Origin of the sequence: Streptomyces sp. NBC_00210 (assembly GCF_045160975.1) — a bacterium.
In the GTDB taxonomy this organism is placed as follows: domain Bacteria; phylum Actinomycetota; class Actinomycetes; order Streptomycetales; family Streptomycetaceae; genus Streptomyces.
In genome coordinates, this window is sequence record NZ_CP108120.1 from 2,580,408 (window position 1) to 2,593,977 (window position 13,570).

12 protein-coding genes and 1 pseudogene are annotated in these 13,570 nt (G+C 70.2%); 2 read left to right on the plus strand and 11 right to left on the minus strand.

What is annotated here, in order from left to right; translation table 11 throughout:
* Positions 1 to 6: 6 nt before the first annotated feature.
* The 5 genes from OG729_RS11530 to ureA all read right to left on the minus strand — a co-directional run bounded on the left by OG729_RS11530 (position 7) and on the right by ureA (position 4,511).
* On the minus strand, positions 7 to 609 hold the full coding sequence (locus OG729_RS11530) for a TetR/AcrR family transcriptional regulator (RefSeq protein WP_405805849.1): 603 nt from the start codon (positions 607 to 609) through the stop codon (positions 7 to 9).
* A 102-nt stretch (positions 610 to 711) separates the two neighbouring features.
* Complete coding sequence (locus OG729_RS11535; RefSeq protein WP_405805851.1) at positions 712 to 1,731, minus strand: agmatine/peptidylarginine deiminase; 1,020 nt, start codon at positions 1,729 to 1,731, stop codon at positions 712 to 714.
* Positions 1,732 to 1,741: 10 nt separating this feature from the next.
* A complete protein-coding gene (locus tag OG729_RS11540) occupies positions 1,742 to 3,433 on the minus strand; it encodes an urease subunit alpha (protein WP_405805852.1) in 1,692 nt (563 codons plus the stop codon).
* Entirely contained in the window at positions 3,430 to 3,831 is a 402-nt protein-coding gene (locus tag OG729_RS11545; protein ID WP_405805853.1) for a hypothetical protein, read from the minus strand. The genes OG729_RS11540 and OG729_RS11545 overlap by 4 nt, the downstream gene beginning before the upstream one ends.
* Positions 3,828 to 4,511: an urease subunit gamma gene (ureA, locus tag OG729_RS11550; protein WP_405805855.1), complete on the minus strand. Its 684-nt coding sequence runs from the start codon at positions 4,509 to 4,511 to the stop codon at positions 3,828 to 3,830. Before ureA ends, OG729_RS11545 begins: the two co-directional genes overlap by 4 nt.
* A 126-nt stretch (positions 4,512 to 4,637) precedes the next feature.
* On the opposite strand from ureA, the gene OG729_RS11555 reads away from it, so the two are divergent.
* The gene (locus OG729_RS11555) at positions 4,638 to 6,059 is read left to right on the plus strand and encodes a cytosine permease (protein ID WP_405805857.1); all 1,422 of its coding nucleotides are present in this window, start codon (positions 4,638 to 4,640) and stop codon (positions 6,057 to 6,059) included.
* A 65-nt stretch (positions 6,060 to 6,124) separates the two neighbouring features.
* Here OG729_RS11555 and OG729_RS11560 read toward each other — a convergent pair whose 3' ends face one another.
* The 4 genes from OG729_RS11560 to OG729_RS11575 form a co-directional block, all read right to left on the minus strand.
* Positions 6,125 to 7,213: a branched-chain amino acid aminotransferase gene (locus OG729_RS11560; protein WP_360877651.1), complete on the minus strand. Its 1,089-nt coding sequence runs from the start codon at positions 7,211 to 7,213 to the stop codon at positions 6,125 to 6,127.
* 230 nt (positions 7,214 to 7,443) lie between these two features.
* Positions 7,444 to 8,487, minus strand: coding sequence for a 3-isopropylmalate dehydrogenase (locus tag OG729_RS11565; protein WP_360877654.1), 1,044 nt, complete (start codon positions 8,485 to 8,487; stop codon positions 7,444 to 7,446).
* Between the two features lie 88 nt (positions 8,488 to 8,575).
* Positions 8,576 to 8,704 (minus strand): hypothetical protein, encoded by a 129-nt coding sequence (locus OG729_RS11570; RefSeq protein ID WP_326652808.1) that lies wholly within the window; start codon positions 8,702 to 8,704, stop codon positions 8,576 to 8,578.
* A 375-nt stretch (positions 8,705 to 9,079) separates the two neighbouring features.
* A complete protein-coding gene (locus OG729_RS11575; RefSeq protein ID WP_360877658.1) occupies positions 9,080 to 10,177 on the minus strand; it encodes a calcium-binding protein in 1,098 nt (365 codons plus the stop codon).
* Between the two features lie 268 nt (positions 10,178 to 10,445).
* Between OG729_RS11575 and OG729_RS11580 the strand changes: the two genes are divergently transcribed.
* A complete protein-coding gene (locus OG729_RS11580; RefSeq protein WP_405805859.1) occupies positions 10,446 to 12,488 on the plus strand; it encodes a phosphocholine-specific phospholipase C in 2,043 nt (680 codons plus the stop codon).
* Here OG729_RS11580 and OG729_RS11585 read toward each other — a convergent pair.
* A pseudogene (locus tag OG729_RS11585) lies at positions 12,478 to 12,837 on the minus strand (transcriptional regulator); the annotation flags it as partial. The gene OG729_RS11580 and the pseudogene OG729_RS11585 sit on opposite strands and share 11 nt — an antisense overlap.
* A 157-nt stretch (positions 12,838 to 12,994) precedes the next feature.
* Positions 12,995 to 13,537, minus strand: coding sequence for a GNAT family N-acetyltransferase (locus OG729_RS11590; protein ID WP_360877664.1), 543 nt, complete (start codon positions 13,535 to 13,537; stop codon positions 12,995 to 12,997).
* Positions 13,538 to 13,570 lie beyond the last annotated feature (33 nt).

A 13,570-nucleotide genomic window follows, 5' to 3' on the forward strand; every position in this document is an offset into this window, starting at 1 on the left:
TTGCGTTCAGGGAAGCAGGGCTTCCGCAATGAATTCCCGCACGTGGGCAAGGACTTGGGGTCGTCCGGTACCGGGGAGGCCGACCGCGACGTGCACGCTGAACCCGTCGAGCAGGGCGCGCAGCCGGGCGGCGAAGCGGTCCGCGTCGACGGAGCGGAACTCCCCCCGGGAGATGCCCTCCGCGATGAGGGCCACGAGGTCCCGGTGCCAGGCCCCCTCGATGGCGCCCTGGCGGGCGCGGGCGTCGTCGTCGGCGTTCTGCGAGCGGTTCCAGACCTCGAGCCAGAGGGTCCAGTGGGGGTCGCGGGGCCCGTCGGGGATGTACAGATCGACGTAGGCGTCGAGCCGTTCGCGGGCCGGGACCTGCTGGGAGAGCAGCGCACTGCGCTCCGCGCCGAGGCGTCCCTCGCTCCACTCCAAGGTCTGGAGCAGGAGCTCGTCCTTGGTGCGGAAGTAGTAGAGGAGGTGCCCACTGCTCATCCCGACCTCGCGCCCGAGCCCCGCCATGGTGAGTCCGTCGAGGCCGCGCTCGGCGATGGTGGCCATGGCGGCGGCGAGGACGGACTCACGGGGCGGCGCGATATTGCGACGGCGCTGGGCGGGGGTCATACGGCGATCTCCTCGGCGACGACCGCCTGATCGGGGGACACTTCGTGCACTTGTCTGTTCTACCTGATCGGCCCTGGCACTGCGCCGCCCCTTCGCAGAGCCTCAGACCTTCGGCTGCTGCTGCGTGATGCAGTGAATGCCGCCCCCGCCCGCGAAGATCGTCCTCGCGTCGACCAGCGTCACCGTCCGGCCCGGGTACAGGCGGCGGAAGATGCCCGCCGCGATCTCGTCACGCGGGTCGTCGAAGGCGCACAGGACCACACCGCCGTTGCAGACGTAGTGGTTGATGTATGAGTAGTCGACCCAGCCACCGTCCTCCTCCCGCACCACCGTCGGCGCCTCGATCTCGACGACCTCGATACGGCGGCCCTTCGCATCCTTCTGGGTCTTGAGGAACTCGACGTTCGCCTTGCACAGCTCGTGGTCCGGGTGGGCCGGGTCGGGCTGGGTGTGGGCGACTATGACGCCCGGGCCCGCGAAGGCGGCCACGATGTCGACATGGCCCAGGGTTCCGTAGCCGTGCGGCGGGTAGTCCGCGGTCAGGCCGCGCTTCAGCCAGATCGCCTTGGTGGTGCCGAGTTGGGCATGGATCTCGGCCTCGACCTCCTCCTTCGACCAGCCCGGGTTGCGCTCCGGGCCGAGCTGCACCGTCTCGGTGAGCAGCACCGTGCCCTCGCCGTCGACATGGAGGCCGCCGCCCTCGTTCACCAGGGGTGAGGAGTGGACCTTCACTCCGGCCAGATCGGACACATGGCGGGCGATCTTCGAGTCGTGCTCCCAGCTGGCCCACTCCTGCGCGCCCCAGCCGTTGAACACCCAGTCCACCGCCGCCAGTTGCTCTCCGTTCGTGACGAACGTCGGGCCGATGTCGCGCATCCAGGCGTCGTCCAGCTCGTGCTCGACGACGTCGATGTCCGGGCCGAGCAGGGCACGGGCGCCCTCCGCCTGCCCCGGGCCGACGACCATGGTGACCGGCTCGAAGCGGCGTACGGCCTGGGCGACCGATGCCCATGCCCGCCGGGACGCGGCGAGGTCGTCGCCGGTGAAGGTGATGTTGGGGCCCGGCCAGGCCATCCAGGTGCGCTCGTGCGGGGCCCACTCGGGCGGCATACGGAAGGTCATCGGAGATCCCTTACAGGAAGTAGAGGCGGTTGAGGGAGATCGAGTCGGCGGGCTCCGAGCGCAGCGGATCGCCGTCGAGGGTGACCAGGCCCGTGCGGCCGTCGACACCGACGTCACCGATCCGGGAGTTGAGGCGCAGATCGGCCGGTCCGATGCCACGGGTGCCGCGCACGGCGACCCTTCTGCGGCGCGTCGGCATCAGGTCGGAGCCGAGTTCGGTGGCCGCCCTGGCCACGAAGGCGACCGAGATGTCCGCCGGCGTGGCGCCGTGGGCACCGAACTGCGGCCCGAGGACGAGCGGTTCGCAGGTGTCGGTCGCGGCGTTCGGGTCGCCCACGACACCGTAGGCGGGGAAGCCCGACTTGAGGACGAGCTGCGGCTTCGCCCCGAAGTACTGCGGCTGCCACAGCACGATGTCCGCGAGCTTGCCCACTTCGATCGAGCCGATCTCGTGCGCGAGACCGTGCGCGATCGCCGGATTGATGGTCAGCTTCGCCGTGTAGCGCAGCACGCGCGCATTGTCGTCGTGCGCGCCGTCGCCCTCCATCGGGCCCAGCTCGGCCTTCATCTTCCCGGCCATCGCAAAGGTGCGGCGTACGGTCTCGCCCGCGCGCCCCATGCCCTGCGCGTCCGACGAGGTGATGCCGATCGCGCCGAGGTCGTGCAGTACGTCCTCCGCACCCATCGTCCCGGCCCTGATCCGGTCGCGCGCCATCGCGGCGTCGCCGGGCAGGTCGGTCTTGAGGTCGTGTACGGAGACGATCATTCCGTAGTGCTCGGCGACCGCGTCCCGGCCGAAGGGCAGGGTCGGGTTGGTGGAGGAGCCGATGACATTCGGCACGCCCGCCATCTTCAGCACGTTGGGTACGTGTCCGCCGCCGCAGCCCTCGATGTGGAAGGCGTGGATGGTCCTGCCGTCCAGGACCCTGAGGGTGTCCTCGACCGACAGACATTCGTTGAGGCCGTCACTGTGCAGGGCGACCTGCACGTCGTGCTCCTCGGCGACCCGCAGCGCGGTGTCGAGGGCGCGGGTGTGCGCGCCCATGTCCTCGTGCACCTTGAAGCCCGAGGCGCCGCCCTCGGCGAGCGCCTCGACCAGCGGCGCGTCGTCGGAGGACGAACCGCGGGCGAGGAAGCCGATGTTGACGGGCCAGGCGTCGAAGGCGTTGAAGGCGTGCTTGAGGGCCCATGGCGAGTTGACGCCAACACCCCAGACAGGACCGAACTCCTGACCGATGATTGTGGTGACGCCGGACGCGAGGGAGGCTTCCATGATCCGCGGCGACAGCAGATGTACGTGGGTGTCGACGGCACCGGCGGTGGCGATGAGGCCCTCGCCGGAGACGATGGACGTGCCGGTGCCGACGACGACGTCCACGCCGTCGAGGGTGTCCGGGTTCCCCGCTCGTCCGATGCCGGCGATCCGGCCCTCGCGAATACCGATGGACACCTTGCGAATGCCCTGAACGGCGTCGATGACGAGGACGTTGCTGATGACGACGTCGCAAGTCTCGCGGACGGATGCGGCCTTGAGGTGGAGTCCGTCGCGGGCGGTCTTGCCGAAGCCGGCGAGGAATTCGTCACCGCGCTTCTGGGAGTCGGACTCGACGCGGACGACCAGGCCGGAGTCGCCGAGGACGACGCGGTCGCCCGCACGGGGGCCGTGCACGGATGCGTACTCGTACGGATCGATGCCGGTCATCGGCGGACCTCCAGTCGGTAGTGCGAGTCGGGCGCGGGGCGCCCCGCCGGGGCGGCGGTGCGGTCGTGGGTGGCGACCACTCCGGGAGCGGTGCTCACCGGGCCGAGGGAGGAGCCGGCTGCGGGCACGGCAGCCGCCACGCCGGGGGCCGTGCTCACCGGGCCGAGGGCGGAGCCGCCCTCGGGCACGGCAGCCGTCCGACCGCGAGCGCCGGTCGTCGGGGTCACTTCAGGGGCGCCGGTCGTCATGTCACGGGCGCTGTTCGCCAGGGTCACGTCAGGGACGGCGTTCGCCGGGGTCACGCCGGGAGCGCCGGTCATCGGGCCACGCGGCCGGGCGTTCTCCGGGCGGGACGCCGCGGCCTCCGCGCTGACCGGGCCGAGGGGGGCGGCGCTCATCGGGCCGCCCCCAGATAACCGCAGGCCGCCGCGCGCCGCAGGGCCTCCTCCTTTGCGCCCGGCGAGTCCAGCGGGCCGTCGACCAGGCCCGCGAAGCCGATCGCGATCCGGTCGCCGCCGATGGGCAGCAGTCCGACCTCCGCCTGACCACCGGGGTCGAAGCGGACCGAGGAGCCCGCCGGGACGCACAGACGCATGCCGTACGCCGCGGACCTGTCGAAGTCGAGGCGCGGGTTCGCCTCGAAGAAGTGGAAGTGCGAGGTGACGCTGACCGGCACGGTCGCGGTGTTGCGTACGGTCAGCCGCACCGCGGGCTCCGGCTCGGGGTGCGCGGGCCCGGGCACGACCGCGCCGGGAGCCCGATCCCCCAGGCCGCCGCCCCCGATCGGGTCGGAGACGACCGCGAGCCGTGACCCGTCGTCGAAGACGGCCTCCACATGCACCTCGGTGACCACGTCCGCCACGCCGGGCAGGACGTCGTCGGGGCCGAGCACACTCCGCGCCGCCTCGATCGCCTCGGCGAGCCGGCGCCCGTCGCGGGCGGTCTCGCAGACGGTGTCCGCGATGAGCGCGGTCGCCTCCGGGACATTGAGCCGCAGGCCGCGGGCCCGGCGCGCCCGCGCCAGTTCGGCCGCGCCGAAGAGCAGCAGCCGGTCGCGCTCGGTCGGGGTCAGTCGCACGTCACCACACCTCCTGTTTCGAACGACACTCTAACCACGAGTTTCTTTTCACGGAAGCATTGACGGGTGAGCATTGCTTGAGCCACATTGAGCGGCACTCAAACAGTCGAGCGTTAGGGGCGGCCAATGCCGATAGAACAGCGCGGGGTGGACACCATCCCGGAGGCGGAGCGCACCAGCACTCCCCGGGACCTCATCTCGATCCTGCTGGGCTCGAACCTGTGCCTCGGCGTGATCGTCTTCGGCTGGCTGCCGGTCTCCTTCGGGCTCGGTCTGTGGGCATCGGTCACGTCGATCGTCGCGGGCACGATCATCGGAGTCGCGGTCACCGCGCCGCTCGCCCTGGTGTCTCTTCGCACCGCCACCAATCTCTCCACGTCCAGCGGCGCGGCCTTCGGCGTACGCGGCCGGCTCGTCGGCTCCGTCGTCGGCCTGCTGCTCTCCCTCGGGTACACCGCGCTGACCCTGTGGATCGGCGGGGACGTGATGATCGGTACCCTGGCGCGGATCGCCGGGCTGCCGACGGGCGGCGTCGCGCACACCCTGGTGTACGCACTGCTCGCCGCGTGTACCGTCGTCGGCGCCGTGTACGGCTATCGTCTTCTGCTCCGCCTCAGCAAGGTCCTCGCCATCGGCATGACCGCGCTGCTGCTGCTCGGACTGATCGCCTACGCCCCGGACCTCACCACGGCCGCGCCGCCGGACACCCCGTACCTGCTGGGCTCCTTCTGGCCGACCTGGCTGCTCTCCGCGGTGGCCGCCGGCCTCAGCGGCCCCATCGCCTTCATCACCCTGCTCGGCGACTACACGCGCTACATCTCGCCGCTGCGGCACACCCCGCGCCGGGTGCTGCGGGCCACCTGGCTGGGCCTGGTCGCGGGTCTGCTGGTCCCGCAGCTCTTCGGCACGTACACGGCGCTCGCGGCCCGTGCGGCGCTCGACTACGCGGGCCCGCTGGTCGCCACGGCCCCCGTCTGGTACCTGGTCCCGCTGCTCCTGGCGGCCACGGCGGGCTCGGTCGGCAACGCGGGCCTGATGCTCTACTCCATGGGCCTCGACCTGGACGCGATCCTGCCGCGCGCGACCCGGACGCGGGCGACGCTGGTCGTGGCGGCCGTCGCGACGTTCTTCGTCTTCCTCGGCCACTTCGCCTGGGACGCGCAGTCCGCGATGACGTCGTTCGTACTGCTGCTCACGGCGATCGGCACACCCTGGGCGGTGATCACGATGATCGGCCACGCCCGCTGCGCCGGGACGTACGACGCGCAGGCCCTCCAGGTCTACAACCGCCGTGCGCGGGGCGGCATCTACTGGTTCCGCTCGGGCTGGAACCCGCGCGCGACACTTTCCTGGGCGCTGGGAGCGGCAGTCGGCCTGACCGCGGTCTCGACCCCGCTGTACGAGGGCCCGCTGCTGGGTCTTACGGGCGGCGTGGACTGCAGTTTCGTACTGTCGGGCCTGGTGGGCGGCGCGAGTTGCCTGCTGCTGGGGCTGGGGCCTGCCCGGGTGCCGGAGCGTGAGCCCGAGGCCGAAGTGGCCGTTTCCTGACCGCTCCGCCAACAGCCGGGCCCGCCCCTGGCGTGCAGAGGGCGGGCCCGTTTGTTGGAGGTAACTCAGCCCAGCTGGTGGGTCCAGCCGTGGACGTCCTCCGCCTTGCCCGTCTGGATGTCCAGCAGCGCCTTGCGCAGCCTCATCGTGACCTCGCCCGGCTCACCACCGGACTGCTTCCAGTCGCCGCCCGCGGACTTGACCAGGCCGACCGGGGTGATCACCGCGGCCGTACCACAGGCGAAGACCTCCTTGAGCGTGCCGTTCTCGGTGTCGCCCCGCCACTGGTCGATGGAGATCCGGGTCTCTTCGGCCTCGTAGCCGAGGTCCTTGGCGAGCTTGAGGAGCGAGTCACGGGTGATTCCGGCGAGCAGCGAACCGGTGAGCTCGGGCGTGACGATCTTGTCCTCGTACACGAAGTAGAGGTTCATCCCGCCCAGTTCCTCGACCCACTTGTGCTCCACGGCGTCGAGGTAGGCGACCTGGTCGCAGCCCTTCGCGGCGGCCTCGGCCTGGGCGAGCAGGGACGCGGCGTAGTTGCCGCCGGTCTTGGCGTCGCCCATGCCGCCGGGGACGGCGCGCACCCGGTCCTCGGACAGCCAGATCGAGACCGGCTTGACGCCACCGGGGAAGTAGGCGCCCGCGGGCGAGGCGATGACGATGAAGAGGTACTCGTTGGAAGGCCGCACGCCCAGGCCGACCTCGGTCGCGATCATGAACGGGCGCAGGTAGAGCGACTCCTCGCCGCCGTGCGGGGGCACCCACGCCTTGTCCTGCTGGACCAGCGCGTCACACGCCGCGATGAACGTCTCGACCGGCAGCTCCGGCATCGCGAGCCGACGGGCGGACCGCTGGAAGCGCTCGGCATTGGCCTCGGGGCGGAAGGAGGTGATCGAGCCGTCGGGGCGGCGGTAGGCCTTCAGGCCCTCGAAGATCTCCTGCGCGTAGTGCAGGGTCATATTGGCCGGGTCGATCGACAACGGCGCGTACGGGACGAGCTGAGCATCGTGCCAGCCACGCCCCTCCGTCCACTTGATCGTCACCATGTGATCGGTGAAGTGGCGGCCGAATCCGGGGTTGGCCAGGATCGCCTCGCGCTCCGCGTCGGACAGCGGGTGTGAGGAGGGCTTGAGCTCGATCGTGGGCGTCGTCATGAGTGCAATGTCCTTCACCGGTTGTTTGTGACGGACCGCGCTCACGCCGCTACTGGTGCTAGGACGTCCGAGCTTTCCCGCATGCCGCGGCCCACGTCCGATTATCGCTCGCGTGGCACCGTGCTAGAAACGGGGTGAATGCGGTCCAGGGATGATGGTGGCACCCGGAGGCCGCACAAGAGAAGCCGCCGGGTGCGGATGCGACCCGGCGGCTCTGTCAATCCGACGGGTCAGCTCGCTACTCGTACCGCGAGCGCGTCGCCGATTTCGTCCGTCGTACGGACCGTGGAACCGTCGCGCTCCGCGAGGTCGGCGGAGACGGCCTCCTCGATGCGCGCGGCCTCGGCCTCGTAGCCGAGGTGGCGCAGCAGGAGGGCGACGGAGAGGATCGTGGCCGTCGGGTCCGCCTTGCCGGTGCCCGCAATGTCGGGCGCCGAGCCGTGGACGGGCTCGAACATCGACGGGAACGCGCCCGTCGGGTTGATGTTTCCGGACGCGGCCAGGCCGATGCCGCCGGTCACGGCAGCGGCGAGGTCGGTGAGGATGTCACCGAAAAGGTTGTCGGTGACGATGACGTCGAAGCGCTCGGGCTGGGTGACGAAGAAGATCGTCGCGGCGTCGACGTGCAGATAGTCGGTGGTGACCTCGGGGTACTCCTGGCCGACCCGGTCGAAGATGTTCTTCCACATGTGACCGGCGTAGACGAGGACGTTGTTCTTGTGGACCAGCGTCAGCTTCTTGCGCGGGCGGGAGTTGGCCCGCTCGTACGCGTCGCGGACAACCCGTTCGACGCCGTACGCGGTGTTGACGCTGACCTCGGTGGCGATCTCGTGCTCCGTACCCGTACGGAGCGAGCCGCCGTTGCCGGTGTACGGGCCCTCGGTGCCCTCGCGGACGACGACGAAGTCGATGTCGGGGCGGCCGGCCAGCGGCGTCGCGGTGTTGGCGAAGAGCTTCGACGGACGCAGGTTGACGTAGTGGTCGAAGGCGAAGCGGAGCTTGAGCAGCAGCCCGCGCTCCAGCACGCCGGCCGGCACGGACGGGTCGCCGATCGCGCCGAGCAGGATGGCGTCGTGGTTCTTGAGGGAGTCGAGCTCCGCGTCGGGAAGGGTCTCTCCGGTGCGGTGCCAGCGCTGGGCGCCGAGGTCGTACTCCTTGGTCTCCAGCTTCACGTCCTGAGGGAGGACGGCGGAGAGGACTTTGAGGCCCTGGGCCACGACCTCCTGGCCGATGCCGTCACCGGGGATCACTGCGAGATTGATGCTGCGAGACATGTCGGCACTCTACGCTGCGTCCCACCCCATGACACGGGACGTCCACGATCTGGACGAGCGCAGACCGGTCCTGAAGGTCCTGAAGGTCCTAGTGGCCGGTCGAGCCGCCGTTGTCCCTGCGGTCGAGGGCTCGCTGCAGGGCGGCGGCGGCGTTCTTGCGGTCGGACTCACTCGTACGGGACGAGTGGCGGACGCGGCGGGCGGTCTCAGCGGGCATGGTGATCGACTCCTTGAGATCACAGAGATTTCGAAGGCGCCGGAGGGGCGGGGAGCGGTGCCGCAGGGGTTGCCTGCGAAGGTGCACTGGCTCACGGCCGCCATTCGCTGGATCGAGCGAGACGTTCGGCTTCTACAAAGTTAGGACAGGTACGCGCTTCTGTCTCCACAGTTACTCGGACTTCCTACTATCTGAGACGGCGATCACCTCAATGTCACCGGGAGAGGGCTCTGAGCTCGCGGATCAGGGCCCGGACGGCTACCGTGCGGGCCGGCTCAGGGGTTGGTGACACAGCCGACGGGGCGCGTGGGGCGCTCCGGTCCGAGATCAGTGATCCGGCCGGGTGGACCAGGGCGTACCCGTCGGCTCGGGCGGTCAGACCGCGCAGTTGATCACCAAGTCGGGGCCCGCTTCACCGTCGCAGTCGTTCGTATCGGCTTTGCCGTCGAGGAAATCTCCCATGGGACCGCCCCTGAGGACGTCGTCGCCGGTTCCGCCGTCGATCGCGTCCCTCCCGCCCGCGGCGCCGACGGTCTGAGAGTTCTGGTCGACGTTGTCACCGAACAGGACGTCGTTCCCGCCGCGCCCGAAGATCAGGTCGTTCCCGGCGGTCGCTCCGGTGGCATTCCCCAGGGCACTGTCGCCGACGATGAGGAACTCGCCCCCGCTGCCACCCACGATCCGATCGTTGCCGGAGCCGATCGCCGTGCCCCCGGAGGCGCTGTGGTCGCCGACCGCGATCGTTCCGCCGTCCGGGCCGAGGTCGATGATGTCGTCACCGCCGCTCCCGCTCGCGTTGCCGATGATGGCGGTGCTGTCGCCCGTCGCATCGCCGAGTTCCCCAAGGCCTTCCAGCAGTACGTCGTCGCCGGCTCCCGAGGCCTCGTAGAAGCCGAGCGCGTCTCCGTAGAGACCGTCGTTTCCGTCGCCGCCTTCGAGACGGTCCCTGGCACCACCGGAGGCGTAGTCGCCTCTGCTGTCGCCGACCAGGCCGTCGTCCCCGGGCCCGCCGTAGAGCGCGTCAGCGGCCGCCCCGTCGGCCGTGCCCTGCACGGCGTAGTTGTCGCCCACCAGACTGTCGTTGCCGACGCCGCCGATGAGATGGTCCTCTCCCGCGGCTCCGGTCGCGTCTCCGGTGCCGCTGTAACCGTCGCCGATCACCTCGTCGTCGCCGTCACCGCCGTCGATCGCATCATCGCCCGGCCCGCCGATCAGACGGTCGTTGCCGCCGAGACCGCAGATCAGGTCGATGCCGCCCAGACCCTCGATGACGTCATCGCCCGGAGTGCCGATGATCACGTCAGGTCCCGGCGTTCCGGTCGTGGTCGTGGCCGGGGCGCCGAAGCAGAGCGGCGTCTGCGCGTCGGCTTCGCCCGTTCCCAGGCCGACGAGGGCGGCCGCCGCAAGGACGTTGGCGCAACAGATCAGGAGGACCCGGTGGCCAGGTCTCCGTCGAAGGTGCTTGTGCTGCATGGCTGCTCCATGGGTCTGGTCGTGAGCACTGGCGCGTGATCACTTCCAGCCCCGGGCGCCCGAGCAGCGCCGCCGCTCGCGTTTTCATCCGTTCAGTCACGGCTTTCGGATCGGCCACGGCCTGCGTAGCGGTCTCAGCTTCCGCATCCTTCGCAGTTCAACAGCAATTCACGGATCTCTCCCGGTACGGCTGTGGACCATTGCGACCGCCGACTGCACTCTTGCGCTCGATGTGCCGCAGGGGCACACAAAGAGCAGGGGCGGACGCATGACACCGATCAGTCGTAGGGGTTTCGTGGCTCTCGGCGCGGGCGCGGTGGCAGCAGCCGCCATACCGCCGGCCGCCGGGTCCGCCGAGGCGGCCACGGGCGCGGTCACCTCCGAGGCGGCGACCGGGACCATCAGCGATGTGAAGCACGTGGTCGTCCTGATGCAGGAGAACCGCAGCTTCGACCACTACTTCGGCAGGCTCAAGGGTGTGCGCGGCTTTGCCGACCGGAGCGGCATCAGCCTCGCCGGCGGGCACAGCGTCTTCAACCAGCCCAACGGCCTGGGCCGCCAGTACCCGTGGAAGCTGAGCGCCACGCCCGACGCCGGGGGCGTGGACGGCGAGACGCTCGCCCAGTGCAACGGCGATCTGCCGCACAGCTGGACCTCTCAGCACACCGCCTGGAACAAGGGCCGCCTCGACAGCTGGGTGTGGGGCGTCGGCAACGTACGCACGATGGGCTGTCTGGAGCGCGCGGACATACCGTTCCACTACGCGCTTGCCGACAACTACACCATCTGCGACGCCTACTTCTGCTCCACACTGAGCGCCACCGGGCCCAACCGCACCTACCTGTGGAGCGGCAAGGTCGATGCCTCCAGCTCGGACGGCGGCGACGAGTCGGGGCTCACCTGGGAGACGTACGCGGAGGCGCTGCAGCGCGCCGGAGTGACCTGGAAGGTCTACCAGAACGCCCAGGACAACTACGGCGACAACGGGCTCGCGTACTTCAATCAGTTCGAGACGGCCAAGCCCGGCAGCGCCCTGTACGACCGCGGCATGGCGTCCGTCCCGAAGGTCACCGGGTCCACCCCCGACGACATCGCCGCCGCGATCAAGGCCGACGCGCTGGCCGGGACGCTGCCTCAGGTCTCCTGGGTGGTGGCGAACGAGGCCTTCTCCGAGCACCCGTACGCACCGCCCGGCGACGGCGCGCACTTCGTCGACCTCGTGTACCGGGCCCTCGCCGCCAGCCCCGAGGTCTTCAACTCGACCGTTCTCTTCCTCAACTACGACGAGAACGACGGCTTCTTCGACCATGTCCCGCCGCCGGCGCCGCCCGCGGGCACGCCGGGCGAGTTCCTGAACGGCGTCCCGTACGGACTGGGCTTCCGTGTCCCCATGCTCGTGATGTCCCCGTGGACCCGCGGCGGCTGGGTCAGCTCCGAGGTCTTCGACCACACCTCGGTGCTGCGCTTCCTGGAGACCTGGACCTCCGCCATCGGCAAGCCGGCGAGCTGCCCGAACATCAGCGCCTGGCGCCGCAAGGTGACGGGCGACCTCACCGGAGTCTTCGACTTCGCCAACCCCGTGTACGGAGTGCCGTCGCTGCCCGGCACGGCGAAGGTCATCGGCCAGAGCACGTGCGGACCGCTGCCCAACCCCGTCCCGACGAACAACGCCCTGCCCGGGCAGGAAGCCGGCACCCGCCCGGCGCGCGCCCTGCCCTACCAGCCGAACGGCAATCTCGACCGGCTGGAGTTCGGTACGGCCGGCAAGATCCTGGCCTGGTTCTCCATGGCCAATCAGGGCGCTTCGGCCAGGAGTGCCGCGCACTTCTCCATCCACCCCAACGCGTACCGCAGCACCGAGCCGTGGCAGTACACCGTCGACGCGGGCGGCACGGCGTCCGACTACTTCAACATCGGCACGGGGTTCGGCGCCGGAAAGTACGAGATCAGCATGGCCGGACCGAACCGCTTCCTGCGGCGCTTCACCGGCGACGCGACGAAGGCGGGCAAGTCCATCGAGGTGGTGGCGCGCTTCGCCGTGGAGAGCGGCAGTGGCAAGCAGGCGATCTGGTTCAAGCTGACCAACACCTCCGCGGCGGCGGTGAAGTTCACCATCAAGGCCGACAACTACCGTACGGACGGCCCCTGGACGTACACCGTCCCGGCAGGCGGTTCCACCGAGGACTACTTCAACGCGGTGGCGTACCAGAACGGCTGGTACGACTTCACCGTCACGGCGGACGTGGACCCGACCTGGTCACGGCGGTACACCGGCCACATCGAGACCGGCTCCCCCAGCGTCAGCGGCTGAGGCTCGCGCCGGAGGTCAGGTCCTGGAGGCCCACGACGCGGAGCAGCTCCAGCCGCTCGTGGGCCTCGGTCCCCGGCCTTGCCGAGTGCACCACCAGGACCTGGCCCTGCTCGGGGACGGCCAGCACCTCGCAGTCCAGTTCCAGCAGGCCGACCACCGGGTGGACGAACCGCTTGACCGCCGAACGCCGGACCGCCACCTCATGCTCGTCCCACAGCGCGGCGAACTCCGCGCTGGCAAAGCGGAGTTCGGCGACGAGAGCGGCCGGTCCGGGATCGTCGGGGCGGGCCCCGAGCACTGCCCGCAGCTGGGCCACATGGGAGCGCGCGTGCGCCTCGCGGTCCTCGGGGGATCGGACCGATCCCGATCCGTGGCACGGGGTGGTGTCGACCGTACGGATCCGCGACGAGCTCGGCTTCCGGCCGCTGTATCCGTCGGTGTGGGCGGCGCGGGACGCGGGAGCGCTCTGAGCCGCTGCCGGGCTACCGGACTAGAGGGCTAGAGGGCTAGAGAACGTCGCCGTCGCGCCAGTCGAAGAGCAGCGCGGCGGGTGGCTTGGGGAGCGGGCGGGCGGCGGCGGACCGCAGATAGGTGGAGTCCTCCTCGTCCGGAAGATGCACGACCCCGTTCGGTCCGAGCCCCTCGATCCGGCCCCGCCACAGCTGCCAGCCGCGAGCCCGGTACAACTCGACCCCGTCGTCGGACGCGGAGAGCGCGCCGAACTCGTACGCCCCGTCGATCACTTGCTCCAACGAGTCCAGCACCCGGCTGCCCAGTCCGCGCCGTCGCCGGTCGGCGCGTACGGCCACGGCCTCGACGTATCCGATGCGCAGCGAGCGGCCCCGGTGGATCACCCGGCGCTGGATCACGCTGCCGTGCGCGACGGGCTCCCCGTCCTCGTACACCAGCGCATGGACGCCGCCGAGCCCGTGGTCCCAGTCCTCGTCGCCGAAGTCGCCGTCGAACGCGTCCGTCAGCAGCGTGCGGATCTGGAGGAGTTCGGCGGGGCTGAGCTCGAAGGTGTGGGCGGTGCGGGCCGACTCGGTCATGCTCGGCATCCTCCCAGGCCCGTCGCTGCTCGT

Bases quoted from the DNA above. Each gene is read 5' to 3' on its own strand.
- OG729_RS11530 (WP_405805849.1), bottom strand. From the start codon at position 609: ATGACCCCCGCCCAGCGCCGTCGCAATATCGCGCCGCCCCGTGAGTCC.
- OG729_RS11575 (WP_360877658.1), bottom strand. From the start codon at position 10,177: ATGCAGCACAAGCACCTTCGACGGAGACCTGGCCACCGGGTCCTCCTG.
- OG729_RS11580 (WP_405805859.1), top strand. From the start codon at position 10,446: ATGACACCGATCAGTCGTAGGGGTTTCGTGGCTCTCGGCGCGGGCGCG.
- OG729_RS11590 (WP_360877664.1), bottom strand. From the start codon at position 13,537: ATGACCGAGTCGGCCCGCACCGCCCACACCTTCGAGCTCAGCCCCGCC.
- OG729_RS11540 (WP_405805852.1), bottom strand. From the start codon at position 3,433: ATGACCGGCATCGATCCGTACGAGTACGCATCCGTGCACGGCCCCCGT.
- OG729_RS11570 (WP_326652808.1), bottom strand. From the start codon at position 8,704: ATGCCCGCTGAGACCGCCCGCCGCGTCCGCCACTCGTCCCGTACGAGT.
- OG729_RS11555 (WP_405805857.1), top strand. From the start codon at position 4,638: ATGCCGATAGAACAGCGCGGGGTGGACACCATCCCGGAGGCGGAGCGC.
- OG729_RS11545 (WP_405805853.1), bottom strand. From the start codon at position 3,831: ATGAGCGCCGCCCCCCTCGGCCCGGTCAGCGCGGAGGCCGCGGCGTCC.
- OG729_RS11560 (WP_360877651.1), bottom strand. From the start codon at position 7,213: ATGACGACGCCCACGATCGAGCTCAAGCCCTCCTCACACCCGCTGTCC.
- OG729_RS11565 (WP_360877654.1), bottom strand. From the start codon at position 8,487: ATGTCTCGCAGCATCAATCTCGCAGTGATCCCCGGTGACGGCATCGGC.
- OG729_RS11535 (WP_405805851.1), bottom strand. From the start codon at position 1,731: ATGACCTTCCGTATGCCGCCCGAGTGGGCCCCGCACGAGCGCACCTGG.